Origin of the sequence: Azospirillum lipoferum 4B (assembly GCF_000283655.1) — a bacterium.
Classification (GTDB): Bacteria; Pseudomonadota; Alphaproteobacteria; order Azospirillales; family Azospirillaceae; genus Azospirillum; species Azospirillum lipoferum_C.
The window spans coordinates 229,641-242,555 of sequence record NC_016622.1 but is presented as its reverse complement, the minus strand read 5'-3'; the positions used below and the strand labels follow the sequence as shown (position 1 = coordinate 242,555).

General features: G+C 65.5%; 13 protein-coding genes. 5 read left to right on the top strand and 8 right to left on the bottom strand.

What is annotated here, in order from left to right; translation table 11 throughout:
• Window positions 1-52: 52 nt before the first annotated feature.
• Both AZOLI_RS01050 and AZOLI_RS30900 read right to left on the bottom strand, forming a co-directional pair.
• Window positions 53-2,011, bottom strand: a complete 1,959-nt coding sequence (locus AZOLI_RS01050) for a right-handed parallel beta-helix repeat-containing protein (RefSeq protein ID WP_014246722.1) — start codon at window positions 2,009-2,011, stop codon at window positions 53-55.
• Between the two features lie 348 nt (window positions 2,012-2,359).
• Window positions 2,360-2,785 (bottom strand): helix-turn-helix domain-containing protein, encoded by a 426-nt coding sequence (locus AZOLI_RS30900; protein ID WP_162487938.1) that lies wholly within the window; start codon window positions 2,783-2,785, stop codon window positions 2,360-2,362.
• Between the two features lie 946 nt (window positions 2,786-3,731).
• Here AZOLI_RS30900 and AZOLI_RS01045 point away from each other — a divergent pair.
• Complete coding sequence (locus AZOLI_RS01045; protein ID WP_014246720.1) at window positions 3,732-5,141, top strand: membrane protein; 1,410 nt, start codon at window positions 3,732-3,734, stop codon at window positions 5,139-5,141.
• A complete protein-coding gene (locus AZOLI_RS01040; RefSeq protein WP_014246719.1) occupies window positions 5,138-6,106 on the top strand; it encodes a glycosyltransferase family 2 protein in 969 nt (322 codons plus the stop codon). The genes AZOLI_RS01045 and AZOLI_RS01040 overlap by 4 nt, the downstream gene beginning before the upstream one ends.
• Here AZOLI_RS01040 and AZOLI_RS01035 read toward each other — a convergent pair.
• On the bottom strand, window positions 6,042-6,611 hold the full coding sequence (locus tag AZOLI_RS01035) for an MAPEG family protein (RefSeq protein WP_014246718.1): 570 nt from the start codon (window positions 6,609-6,611) through the stop codon (window positions 6,042-6,044). The two genes, AZOLI_RS01040 and AZOLI_RS01035, sit on opposite strands and share 65 nt — an antisense overlap.
• A 287-nt stretch (window positions 6,612-6,898) precedes the next feature.
• Between AZOLI_RS01035 and AZOLI_RS33565 the strand changes: the two genes are divergently transcribed.
• Entirely contained in the window at window positions 6,899-7,027 is a 129-nt protein-coding gene (locus tag AZOLI_RS33565) for a hypothetical protein (RefSeq protein WP_014246717.1), read from the top strand.
• A 42-nt stretch (window positions 7,028-7,069) separates the two neighbouring features.
• Here the strand turns inward: AZOLI_RS33565 and AZOLI_RS01030 are convergent, their stop codons facing one another.
• The 5 genes from AZOLI_RS01030 to AZOLI_RS32835 all read right to left on the bottom strand — a co-directional run bounded on the left by AZOLI_RS01030 (window position 7,070) and on the right by AZOLI_RS32835 (window position 9,992).
• On the bottom strand, window positions 7,070-8,143 hold the full coding sequence (locus AZOLI_RS01030; protein ID WP_014246716.1) for an alpha/beta hydrolase family protein: 1,074 nt from the start codon (window positions 8,141-8,143) through the stop codon (window positions 7,070-7,072).
• A 54-nt stretch (window positions 8,144-8,197) separates the two neighbouring features.
• Window positions 8,198-8,599, bottom strand: coding sequence for an envelope stress response membrane protein PspC (pspC, locus tag AZOLI_RS01025; RefSeq protein ID WP_014246715.1), 402 nt, complete (start codon window positions 8,597-8,599; stop codon window positions 8,198-8,200).
• Between the two features lie 237 nt (window positions 8,600-8,836).
• Window positions 8,837-9,064 carry an envelope stress response membrane protein PspB gene (gene pspB, locus AZOLI_RS01020; protein ID WP_014246714.1) on the bottom strand — a complete coding sequence of 76 codons (228 nt, stop codon included), beginning with the start codon at window positions 9,062-9,064 and terminating at the stop codon, window positions 8,837-8,839.
• 74 nt (window positions 9,065-9,138) lie between these two features.
• A complete protein-coding gene (gene pspA, locus AZOLI_RS01015) occupies window positions 9,139-9,810 on the bottom strand; it encodes a phage shock protein PspA (RefSeq protein WP_014246713.1) in 672 nt (223 codons plus the stop codon).
• 17 nt (window positions 9,811-9,827) lie between these two features.
• Window positions 9,828-9,992, bottom strand: a complete 165-nt coding sequence (locus AZOLI_RS32835; RefSeq protein ID WP_014246712.1) for a hypothetical protein — start codon at window positions 9,990-9,992, stop codon at window positions 9,828-9,830.
• Between the two features lie 179 nt (window positions 9,993-10,171).
• Here AZOLI_RS32835 and pspF point away from each other — a divergent pair, with 179 nt between their 5' ends.
• A complete protein-coding gene (gene pspF, locus AZOLI_RS01010) occupies window positions 10,172-11,209 on the top strand; it encodes a phage shock protein operon transcriptional activator (RefSeq protein WP_014246710.1) in 1,038 nt (345 codons plus the stop codon).
• 91 nt (window positions 11,210-11,300) lie between these two features.
• Window positions 11,301-12,905: a malate synthase A gene (aceB, locus tag AZOLI_RS01005; protein ID WP_014246709.1), complete on the top strand. Its 1,605-nt coding sequence runs from the start codon at window positions 11,301-11,303 to the stop codon at window positions 12,903-12,905.
• The last annotated feature ends 10 nt before the right edge of the window (window positions 12,906-12,915 follow it).

Sequence of the window (12,915 nt, the reverse complement as noted above, 5' to 3'; positions counted from 1 at the left end):
CCAAGCTTCGCTTGGGCCCCTCCCCTCTCCCGGGGCGGGAGAGGGTTTTTTACTACCGCATCCCCTCCGGCCCGACGCGGTCGAGCGGCAGTTCCTTCATCGCCAGCAACCGGTCCAGCAGGCGCCCCCCGGTCGGGGAGTTCGGGGCCGGTGGGGCGGCAGCCCTGGCGAGGCTGGCCGTGCCCGCGCTTGGCACCGACGCTTCCAATTGCGTGTTCTCAACCTTGTATTCGCCGCCGGTCAGGCTGACGACGACCTGCTCCTTCGGCGCCGGGGCGGCCACCACGTTGCCGTTGGCGACGTTGCCGTGCATCAGGCCGTTCCTGCCGGCGCTGGGCACCCATTCCAGCCGCAGGAAGCGGTCCTTCATGTCGTTCATCATCGTGATGTTGTCCGACACCCGGTTGTTGTCGCCGCCATGCACGAAGATCGCCGCCATGCCGGTGTTCTCCAGCAAATTGCCCTGCACCGTCACGCCGCTGGTCATGTCGTCCAGATAGATGCCGAAGCCCTTGTAGCGGACCAGCCAGCGCCCCTGCGCATCGGTGGCGAGGCCGCCGGTGTCGCGGATGTCGTTGAAGCGGACGATGCTGCGGGTGTCGTTGCCGCTGCGGCCCAGCATCTCGATGGCGCCCGCATCGGCGGTCTGGCGGGCGGTGTCGCGGATGCGGTTGAATTCGATGACGTTGTCGCTGTTCACCGTCTGCGGGTTCCAGTTCTTCACCGAGATGCCGTAGCGCGCCGCCCGCCGGATGTCGTTGTGGGCGATCAGCGTGTTGCGGATGCCCGCCGCCATCACCCCGCCGCCGAAGAATCGCACCTCGCCCACGTCGCTGATGCGGTTGGCGAGGACACGGTTGTCGCTGCTGCCCGGCGCCAGGAAGATACCGGAGCGGCCGAGATGCTCCATCCGGTTGCCCGACACCTCGCTGCGCGTGGCGCCGTCCAGCGTGACCGCGGTGCCGACCAGGGCGAAGCGGTTGCCGGCAATGCGCAGGCCGCTGCCGCCCTTCGCCAGCACGGCGCTGCCGTCCCAGGGCACGTCGGTGAAGGTCAGCCCCTCGACCGTCACGTTGCGGGCGTTGTCCAGCCGCAGCAGGGTGGCCGTCCTCGCCACCACCAGCTCCGCCCGCCCGCCGTCGAGCCCGGTCGGCGGCTTCACCAGCAACCGTTTGGCTTTGGCGTCCCAGGCGAACTCGCCCGGCCGGGTCAGGAAATCGGGATGGCCGAGCAGCCGCACGGTGGAGCCGTCGCGGTACGGATACTGCCCGTCGGCGCCGAAGCTCAGCAGCCCGTTGGGATCGGCGGAGACGACGCCCAGCAGATCGTCGGACAGCCGTTCGCGGTCCAGCGCCTGCGCCCGCACCCCCGGCCCGGCCCAAGCGGCCTTCAGCACGCCCGGCGGAACCCGCATCTGCCGCTTGCTCCCCGGACTCTTGGAACCGGCATTCTTGGCGTTGGGCTGCACCGCCTTGGCCGGGAACCAACCGCTGCGCGGATCGCCGGGATCGAAATCGCCGCTGCGCGCGGCATCAAGCCGTTGCCCCCCGATGGAGACGTCCAGCCCCGGATCGCGCGCCAGCGGCGCCGACAGCAGACCGTTCGCCATGCGCGCGCCGTCCACCGCCTCGCCGCCCGACAGAACTGGCTGCTCGCCCTCCACCGCCGTCAGCCGCAGCCCCGACAGCGAGCCGTCCACCACCAGCGGCGCGGTCAGCCGATAGGTGCCGCCACCCAGCCGCACCGTCGCCGGACCGCCCCCCTTGGCGGCGGCCAACGCGCGGGCCGGGGTGGCGAAGGGGCCGTCGCGCCCATCCGCCGACGGCTGGGGCAGCCGGCCCGACCAGCGGTCGTTTCCGGTTGGCGACACATAGAACGTTGTCTCCGCGGCGACAGCCGGTCCCCATCCGGCGGCAGGCAGCAGGAGCGCGCACATCGCCAGGATGCGGACTGCGCGGCTCCAGAGGTGGCTCCGGTGATCGCTCCAGAACTCAGGGTGGGAACGGGGCATGAAGAAAGCTCCTCCGTTGCGACGGATCTTCCGCCGAAGGGGGAGACTGACCCAGGCCCATGGCAACCGGCAAAAGCGCGAAGGGGGTGTGCGGGTGCGAAGGGGCCACGCCCTCTGCACCCCTGCCGGGCCGGGACGGGACGTATAGGCTGGCTTTTCATCCTAGCCTGACCGGCCGGTCGTACCCGCTTGCCCGCGGAACGTCCCCCCGTAAAGGTTGAGGTGGCCAAGATATCATCGTGTCTATTTAGGTATGGCTGCAGCAGCCATCGCAGCAAGAGCCTATGTTTGCGAATCAGAAAAGCCGCTTCCAGCGCAAAACTGGATCGCGGCTTTTCTGCGAAGCGATTATTTTCTAGGAGAAAATATTGTAGGAAAAACAATATTCCCGTCGCCTGAAGTCCTCGCGTCACTTTTTCTGCTTTTTTCCGCCGCAGCTTCGTGCGAAATAGCAGTATTAAGAACCAACGTCATGCCACAGCCGCGTGCTATGCGCTGAAGCATATCAAGAGTTGGCCCTTTTTTTGACGAACCACTTTCTATTCTCGCAATAACAGATTGAGATACCCTAATGTTTTTAGCAAGCCTCGCCTGAGTTAGACCGGCCTTTTTGCGTGTTTCATAACAGAAACGCGCCGCATCAATAGCTGCATGATGGTCGTGTTTTACATAATTAATACCTGATATTTCTCTTAAATCTGATATAAAGTTATCGAGAGTTTCGTCAACATAACCCGCATTGCCACCACCCTGAATTTTAGTTATTTTAGCCATCGCTCCCTCCACCTTCTTAAGCAAAGGGACACTTTTTTGCTTGATAATTTAAGTTTATATTAACGGAAATGATTCTGATTTCGAGTTCCCCTAGATATTCAGCGCGCATTGGTAACCTCCTCTTAGCATGGTGAGACATTGGAAGTTTTTTATTTACTTAACTAAATAGATACCCATAAGCCTCCGATCAACAATGCGCTGACCCTCTCGCTCTTCACTAGAGCACCTGACACGACGAGAATGCAAGACGGTAATTACATTTTCAAAAACAGAATAAAATATAATAATTCCCTGGTAATAGTACTTGTAATATCGGGTCTCATCCTTCTCCATGTACGGATCGCCGTAAGGCCCTTTGGCAGAAAGATTCAAAAAAAGAGCCTCAACACGAGACGACACATCGACCCTCTCAAATCTCGATAACGATTTAAGGAGATTAAGAAGTTCCCGACCGGACCCATCTTGCTCATCGCCGGGAAGAAACCGGATATCAAACTGGCGATTGATTGATGGTTTTGCCGGGGTGGGCATTTTCACCTCCCTTCTGTGCGTGCGCCGCATCCAAACTTATGAATGCGATATAGCATTTTTGCTATAACCCATACCTCTAGGAGCCGTCAAGATAGGAAAAGCGGCGCTAGGGAAAAGTTTAGGTTTCAAGAAAATCTTTCGCATGCATGCATTTCTCCAATCCAAATCTATAGCGATCAAAAACAACAACTCCACTTCCAGACCGCCTATTTGTCAAAATAATCCATTAACATCATAATATTTATGCGCAACACCGCCAGAGAACAACCAAAGTGGTATTGGTCATTATGGCATTAATTAAATCGACGCACACCCTATCCACCTGAGCGCTTTTCCGTTCGCATAAATTGGCGGTTATTGATCGTCACAAGCTATGTCAATTTCTCCAACGCTTAGACACTGGAATGAAGCCACAATGATCGAAATGGCGCTGATCGCGCAGGTCCTGGTGCTGGTGCTGGTGACCGCGGTGTTCCACAGCACCGGCAGCGCATCGATGTTCCATCCGCTGACGCTGTACCTGATCTTCCATGCTCTGGTCTTCGTCATGCGGCCGATCCTGGTCCATACGCAGAATTTCGACGACGTGTGGCTGTTCATGGGCTTCTGGCCCAGCGAACAGCAATTCGTCATGACCCTGATGGTCAGCTCGGTCGGGCTGGTCGCCTTCGCCGCCGCCTGCGCCTGGGCCGGGATGATCCGCCCCGACTGGACCCCGAACGGGGAACCGGCGCCGTCCTTCGCCTTCGACCGCGTCGACATCGTGGCCTTCCTGACCACCGCGGCGCTGCTGGGTCCGCTCGCCATCTATTCGGCGATCCAGCGCCAGGGCGGCGCCAGCTTCGACGGCACCGGCGACGTGCAGATGGAGCGCGATCCGCTGACCGGACAGCCGATCTACACCAACACCACCGGCTATATCGCCGAAGCCCATTCGATGGGCCTGCCGCTGACGCTGGGGCTGATCTGGATCTGCCGCTTCCACCCGCTGTCCTTCCTGCCCTTCGCCGGCTTCGTCGCCTACCGCGCCTATCTGGGCTGGGGCCGCTGGGCGATCATCATGGGCATCCTGGGTCTGGTGCTGCTGATGCTGTACCGCACCCGCACCAAATGGTTCCGTCTGTGGCATGCGCTGGCCGCGGTTCCGGTGCTGGGGCTGTTCACGCTGCTCGGCAACAACCGCGACGCCTTCCGCGACGTGCTGGCCGGCGACGCGCCGCCCTCGGTCCTGCTGAGGTTCAACGGCGGCAGCGGCGGCGGCCGGGCGATCGACGCGCTGGCCGGCCAGGATCTGGCGAACTTCGACTTCCTCGCCTACATCCTGTGGGTGGTGCCGAAACAGTCGGCGACCTACACTTGGTTCACCCAGTATCTGCAGCTGTTCACCGAACCGATCCCCCGCATATTGTGGCCGGGCAAGCCGGTGGGCGCGCCGGTGAAATGGGTGGACCTGAACGACTACGGCGTCTTCTACAACCTGACCACCTCGCTGCCGGGCGACGGCTGGATGAGCGCCGGCTGGATCGGCATGATCGTCACCATGGTGGTGGTCGGGCTGATCCTGGGGCGGCTGCACCGCTGGTTCTGGACCGACGGGTTCCGCAACCGCTATGCTGTGCTGTTCTACTGCGCCTTCCTGCCGCTGTGCCTGCAATGGTTCCGCGACGGCAACATCACCATCGTGAAGTTCGGTTTCTTCTCGCTGCTGCCGATCCTGCTGTGGATCGCGCTGACCCGCGTGCTGCGGGCCTGGGGAATCCTGGAGGACGATCCGCTGCGTCCGGTGGTGGCGCCGCCCAATCTTGTCCGAAGGGAGCCGTCATGACGCTGACCGTCAGCGCCGTCATCGCCACCTACAACCGCGGGCCGGAGCTGCGCATCGCGCTGACCCGGCTGATGACCCAGACCACCCCGCCGATGGAGATCATCGTCATCGACGACGGTTCCAGCGACGGCACCGGCGCGATGATGCGGGCGGAGTTTCCCACCGTCCGCTACGTCCGCCAGCCGCACAATGGCGGGTTGATCCTGGCCCGCAACTTCGGCTTCGTGAACACCGCCGGCGACTGCATCCTGTCGGTCGACGACGACAGCTGGTTCGAGGATCCCGACGGGCTGGCCCGCTGCGTCGCCTATCTGGAACAGAACCCCGAGGTCGCCGCCGTCGCCTGCAACATCGAGACGCGCGACGGGCTGGTCTATTTCCCCAAGGGGGCGGCGCCCTTCGATGTGCCCTGGTATGTCGGCTGCGGCCATCTGCTGCGGCGCAGCGCTGTCGAGCGGGTCGGCCTCTACATGCCGGAACTCTACCGCCAGGGGGAGGAGAAGGACCGCTGCCTGCGGCTGGTCGGCGCCGGCTACCGCGTCGTCGCCCTGCCGGATGTGATGGTCTACCACGACAAGAGCGAGAAGGGCCGCAAGCCGGGGATGGAGCGCTTCTACAACCACCGCAACGACCTGATCCGCGAGGTGGCGCGCTGCCCGTCCCCGCTGCTGGCGTGGCGGCTGGCGCGCGCCTGGGCCGGCAACAGCTGGAAGAACCTGCGCCACGGACCGCGGATGACCGACCTGAAGGTGCTGCTGGCCCTGCCGCAGATCCTCCGCATCGGGCTGAAGCACCGGGCGCCGGTGGGCGTCGAGGCCTACCGCCGCTGGCTGCATCTGGCGAAGACCGCGGCGCCGGCCAGCGCGCCCCCGCCTGAAAGAAGGCCTGCCGAGAAAGCCGTCAACCGCCCGGCTGCATCCCGCCCAGCTGCAGCAGAACGGCCCAGCCCAGCACGATCAGATTGACGGTCAGCGTCATCGCCATGCCCGGCGCCCGCGCAAAGGGATGCACCAGATAGCCCACCCAGAACAGCAGCCGCCCCAGCACGAACAGCCCGGTCGCCACGACCGCCGCCGCCAGCGAGGGCTGCGGCAGGGTGGCGACCAGGGCGGCCAGCGCCGGCAGGAAGATGGCGGATTGTTCCACGCTGTTGGCCAGCACCCGCTGGGCGACGCGCTGGCCGCGCGATTCGGGGTCCTCGACCGGATTGAAGGCCTGGCTGCGCCCGCGCATCGCCATGACGCCGACGACCATGCCGAACAGCAGCAGCGCCGGCCAGACCGCCAACCGCGCCCACAGCGCCATCCGCGCGCCCGGCGCGTTGACGCCCAGCGGCGGCGCCACCAGCGACAGCAGCAGGACGAACAGCAGCGCCGTCACCACCATCGACGCTCCGTTCAGCATCAGGGCGCCGCGGATCAGGGATTTGCGCCTGCGGGGGGCGCCTTGGCGAAGGCTGCTGTCGGACATCGGGGCGGGGCTCCGTCAAAGGGCGGGTGAGTCGACAAGGGCGCCGGTTCTTCCAATCTGGCCCAGCTGGCCGATCTGGAAAAGACCGCACCCTGTCCCTTCGACCAATAACGGCCCAGCCCGTGATTTGGATCAAGGCCCGAACAGGCCGACAGGTGTTCGATGACGATGTCTACTGGGGTCCGCCCCAATGGGAGAGATGTTGCAAGCATCTCTTTTCGCTACCATGTTCTACCCATCTGCTTCACCATGTGGGTGAACGCGGGGATCTCGACGGTGGAGGGCCTATGATGGATCTCGTTCTGCTCGGTGGTGCGGTGGCGACGGCTGCGGCGTTGGCCGGTCTGATCGCCACGATGCCCACCCCCAAACCGATTCCGATCCGCATCCGCGACCGGCGCCGTCAGCGTCGCTGATCCGCGCACCGAGTTCGTGTTCTTCCGGGCCGCGGCCGCCGGCTACCGTGGCGGCATCGTTGACGTGAGGAAGCCGACGACCAGGGCCGACACCTGACGGTGGATGGCCTCACGGTTTCGGCCGTCACGATCCCGGCATATCGCCCCGTCGCCCGGCCGCTCGGCCTCCAGCCGCGGGATGGCGTCGGCCTTGCAGACGCCCAGAAAACTGAAATGACCGGCATCGTCGATTTCGACATAGCGCGTCCGGTCGCTCGGCAGACCGCCGGCCAGATGGCGTGATTCCAGTTCGACCGGCATTTTCGGATTGCCGGCGCCGGCCCCGACGACCAGGAACGCGGCTTCGCTCCTGGACAGGCTTTCCGGATCGAATCCCTGCGACAAGCCGAGATCGAGCGTGACGACGGCCTTGATCCGCCCATCGTCCCAAGTCCGGGCGGCCGGAGGCTGGCTTGCCCAAGCCTGCGACGGCCGGCCATCGTCGCCCAATACACCGATTTCCGGTCCGCAAGCCGCCATCAGCGGATGGGCATCGCAGGCGGCCTTGAGACGCGATGGTTCGAAACGCCCACCGGCCAGGGCTACGGCGGTCCATCCGCCGAGCGAATGCCCGACCACCGCTGCCTGTCCAGCGACGAGCAGTCCCGACCAGCGGGGCTCGCTGTTCAGCCAGTCGATGACGCGGCTGATGTCGCCGGGACGCTTCCACAGCATGACGGCATCCGGCGGCGCCATGTCCCGGCTGGTCGAACCGGGATGGTTGGGTGCGGCGACGACATAGCCTTGCGCCACCAGATCGGCGGCCAGCCATTGCTGGTTGGTCCAGTTGCCGCCATAGCCGTGCGACACCACCACCAGCCCATGCCGGCCCGGCTGCGGCGGCGCGCCGACCCTGACCGCCGTGCCCGCGAATACCGGATTGTCGCCGACCGGCGTGGTCTCACCCACCGCCTCCGCCGGATACCAGACCGCGACCTCCAGCGCCCGGTGCCGGTCCGTCGCCGGCAGGGACAGCCTTTGAAAGCCGATGGCCGGTTCTTCGGCATGGGCAAGGCCCGCCTGCCCCACCGCCGCGATGGCCAGCGCGAGGAGCACCGAAAGGGAAAAGCGATTCATGTCGATGCTCCGTCAGGCGCCGGCTTCGGGCCGGCTTGCGATGGCCCGGAAGGATCAGCGGTCCAGGTCGCGGATCGCGCGGTTCAGTTCGAACTCCTTGGAAGCGACATAGGCCTCCATCCCGACGATGCGCTTCTCCATGTCGCGGAAGCGCTGGGTCAGGCCGGCAAGCGTCCGGTCGGGCTTGGTCGACACCGTGCGCCAGAACGCCTCCTCCTCGGCATCGCGATACAGCTGCGCCGGGCGCACCGGCAGCACGATCAGCGCGATCACATAGGCGATCACCAGCGGCACCGAGAAGAAGAACAGGGCGAACAGCATCGCCAGCCGGACGACCATCGGCTGCACGCCGAAATAATCGGCGACGCCCGTGCACACCCCGCCCAGCACCCCGCGCTGCGGATCGCGATACAGCCGATGCGGATTCGGCGAGTCGTAGAAGGACTTGCGGTCCATGGCGGCCTCGTTCCTTTCGTTGAGTTTCGGGTTGGGCGGGAGGTGCTGCGGCGGTTGCCCCCTCCCCATCCCTCCCCCGCCCTCGGCCGGCCAAAGGCCGGTCCGATCGCGGTGGAGGGGGTAGGATGCTTGGCGGCGGACCGTAGCTGCCGAAGCGGCGGCAGTCCCCTCTCCCTCGAAGAGGGGGAGGGTTAGGGAGGGGGCAATCGCCAGCCGACACCTAACCCACTCACCCCCTCACACCTTGTTGCGCCAGTTCGGCGCCTCGGCATCCAGCACACGCTCCAGCGCATGGACGCGGGTCTCCAGCCGGTTGGAGATCTCCCACAACTCGGCCAGCAGCCGTTCGTCCTGCGCGGTGAGTCCGCGCTGCGCCCGCCATTTGGTGATGTAGTGGAAGACGATCCACACCGGCGCCACCACCACCATGAACAGCACCGCGAGGACGAAACCCAGGAACCCCATGGTCGTCGGGCCTTCTTATTGTCGTGAGGGGAGTGGGCGGGGCGTCACCGCCCCACCCCGGCACCAAATCGCGGTCAGCCGTTGCGCCGCGCCGCGATGCGGGCCTTCAGCGCGGCCAGATCCTCCTCGACCTTGTGGGAGGCTTCGAGTTCCGCGATCTCTTCGGTCAGGCTCTTGGTGCGGCCGACGTCATAGGCCTCGACCCGGCCTTCCATCTCGTCGAGGTTACGCTCGACCTGCTCGAAGCGCGACAGGGCGTCGTTGATGCGCTCGTCATGCAGGACGGTGCGGACCTTGACCCGGTTGCTGGCCGTCTGGGTGCGGGCGACCAGCGCCTTCTCGCGGGTCTTGGCGTCGGTCAGCTTGGCCTGCAGGCGGCCGATGTCCTCGTTGGCCTTGGACAGCGCGGCTTCGACCTGCACCAGCTGTTCGGCCAGCGCGTCGGCCTGCTCGGCGACCTTCGACTTGGCCATCAGGGCGCCCTTGGCCAGATCCTCGCGGTCGCGGGTCAGCGCCACCTCGGCCTTGCGGTCCCATTCGTCGCGCTCGCGGTGGAGGTCGGCGACGCGGCGTTCGATCTCCTTCTTCTCCGCGATGATCTTGACGGTGGAGGAGCGGACCTCGACCAGCGTGTCTTCCATTTCCTGGATGATCAGGCGGATCAGCTTCTCCGGCTCCTCGGCGCGGTCGAGCAGGGAGTTCAGGTTCGACTGCACGATGTCGGTCAGGCGCGAAAAGATGCTCATGATGGATGTCCCGTGTATCAGCCGAGGATGGCGCCGGCGACGATGCCGGCGAAGAAGAACAGCCAGCTTTCGACCGGCCGGGTGGCGAGATAGTTGCGCACGCGCCGCATCGTCGGGCGGCTCTGCGCGCTGTTGAAGCGGTCGCCACCGTAGCGGCGGCGGAAATCGCTGAAGTCGCTCATGCTTGACCTCCTTGCCATGCCGCCACTATCGCAACCGGCGTGCCAATTCCGGCGGAATGGTCTTAAGCCGTTGCCTTGCCTTGATTTTCCGCTCCGAACAGCATGACGGCACCCAGGTTGCCATATCGCCATTTCAACGATACCATCGCCATATCGGCGAATATGTGAAGACTTACGCGATGCAAGCCGCTCCCCCCTCCCTGCTCGGCGAATCGCCGGCCTTTCTGGCGACGCTGTCCCATGTCTCGCGGGTGGCGCCGCTGGAGCGGCCGGTGCTGGTGATCGGGGAGCGCGGGACCGGCAAGGAGCTGATCGCCGCCCGCCTGCATTACCTGTCGCAACGCTGGGACCGCCCCTTCGTCAAGGTGAACTGCGCCGCGCTGCCGGAATCGCTGCTCGATTCGGAGCTGTTCGGCCATGAGGCCGGGGCCTTCACCGGCGCCACCCGCCGGCAGATCGGCCGGATCGAGCAGGCCGACGGCGGCACCCTGTTCCTGGACGAGATCGCCACCGCCTCCCCCGCCGTTCAGGAGAAGCTGCTGCGCGCCGTCGAGTATGGCGAGATCGAGCGGGTCGGCGGACGGACCGCCACCGTCGACGTGCGGGTGGTGGGGGCCACCAACGCCGACCTGCCGGCGCTGGCCGCCGCCGGCCGCTTCCGCGCCGACCTGCTGGACCGGCTGGCCTTCGACGTGGTGACGCTGCCGCCCTTGCGCGCCCGGCCCGAGGACATCCCGCCGCTGGCCGAGCATTTCGCCCTGGGCATGGTGCGCGAGCTGCAACGCCCGCTGTTTTCCGGCTTCACCGCCGCCGCGCTCGACCGGCTGCGCGCCCATGACTGGCCCGGCAACGTGCGCGAACTGCGCAACGCGGTGGAGCGCTCGGTCGCCGCCGCCGAGACCGACGAGCCGCTGGACCGCATCATCCTCGACCCCTTCGATTCGCCCTGGCGCCCGTTCGCGGCGCCGACCGCCCGCCCCGATCCAACTCACCCCCCGGCGCCCGTCACGGACAAGCCTTCGCCCGCCATCCCGACCTTCGACGGCGGTATCCTCGATCAGGTCCGCGCCTTCGAGGGCGCCAAGCTGCGCGAAGCGCTGGAGCGGAACCGTTTCAACCAGCGCCAGACCGCCGAGGCGCTGGGGCTCGGCTACCACCAGCTTCGCGGCATGCTGAAGAAGCACGGGCTGATCCCGCCACCCCCTCTGCGACCATAGGCCGTCCCCGGCTTGCGCCTGTACCGTGCTATACCGGTCGCTCAACCGTCGAGAGAGCGGTTCGTCACGATACGGGAAGGGGAGCAGCACGATGGCCACCAGCATGCCCAGCCTTGAGATCCGCGGTCCGATGAAGCCCGGTTTCGAGGAGATCCTGACGCCGGAGGCGATGGCCTTCCTGGCGGAGCTGGAGGGTCGCTTCGGGCCTGAGCGGCTGCGGCTGCTGGACGTGCGGACCAAGCGGCAGGCGCTGCTCGACCAGGGCCACAAGCCGGACTTCCTGCCGGAAACCCGCGCCATCCGCGAAGCCGACTGGACCATCAGCCCGCTGCCCGTCGACCTGCTCGACCGCCGGGTGGAGATCACCGGGCCGGTCGACCGCAAGATGGTCATCAACGCGCTGAACAGCGGCGCCAAGGTCTTCATGGCCGATTACGAGGATGCCACCTGCCCGACCTGGACCAATCTGGTCGAGGGGCAGATCAACATCCGCGACGCCGTGCGCCGGACCATTTCCCACGAGGATCCGGCCAGCGGCAAGAAATACCGCCTCAGCGACAAGACCGCCGTCCTGAAAATCCGCCCGCGCGGCTGGCATCTGGACGAGAGCCATGTGCTGATGGAAGGCGAGCCGATGTCGGGCGCGCTGTTCGACTTCGGCCTGCATGTCTTCCACAACGCCAAGGAGCTTCTGGCCCGCGGCAGCGGCCCCTATTTCTACCTGCCCAAGCTGGAAAGCCATTTCGAGGCTCGGCTGTGGCGCGAGGTCTTCCTGGTGGCGGAGGAGTATCTCCACCTGCCCCACGGCTCGATCAAGGCGACGGTGCTGATCGAGACCATCCTCGCCGCCTTCGAGATGGACGAGATCCTGTATGAGCTGCGCGAGCATTCCGCCGGCCTGAATTGCGGGCGCTGGGATTACATCTTCAGCTTCATCAAGAAGTTCCGGAAGGATCCCGCCGCCGTCATGCCCGACCGGGCCGAGGTGACGATGGCCGCCCCCTTCCTGTCGGCCTACAGCCAGCTGGCGATCAAGACCTGCCACCGCCGCGGCGCGCCGGCCATTGGCGGCATGGCCGCCTTCATTCCGGTCAAGGACAATCTGGAAGCGAACGAGGTCGCCTTCTCCCGCGTGCGCGCCGACAAGGAGCGCGAGGCGTCCAACGGCCATGACGGCACCTGGGTCGCCCATCCCGGTCTGGTGCCGGTGGCGCGCGAGGTGTTCGACGCCTACATGACCACGCCCAACCAGATCGCCCGCAAGCGCACCGACGTGACCGTCACCGCCGCCGACCTGCTGGCGGTCCCCGCCGGGCCGAAGACCGAAGGGGCCTTGCGCAACAACGTGGCGGTCGGCATCGGCTATATCGAGGCATGGCTGCGCGGCCAGGGCTGCGTCCCGCTGTTCAACCTGATGGAGGACGCCGCCACCGCGGAGATCAGCCGCACCCAGGTCTGGCAGTGGGTCCACACCGGCACAATGCTGGACGACGGTCAGCTCGTCACCCTCGACCTCGTCGACCGCATCGTCGCGGAAGAGCTGTCCGCCTGGAAGGACCGTGTCGGCGCCGAGGCCTACGCCGGGGGCCGTTATGCCGATGCCGCCGCCCTGTTCCGCGATCTGGTCGCGCGCGAGGACTTCACGGAGTTCCTGACCCTGCCGGCCTACCAACGCGTGGTGGCGGAAGGGGCGTAAAGCTCATACG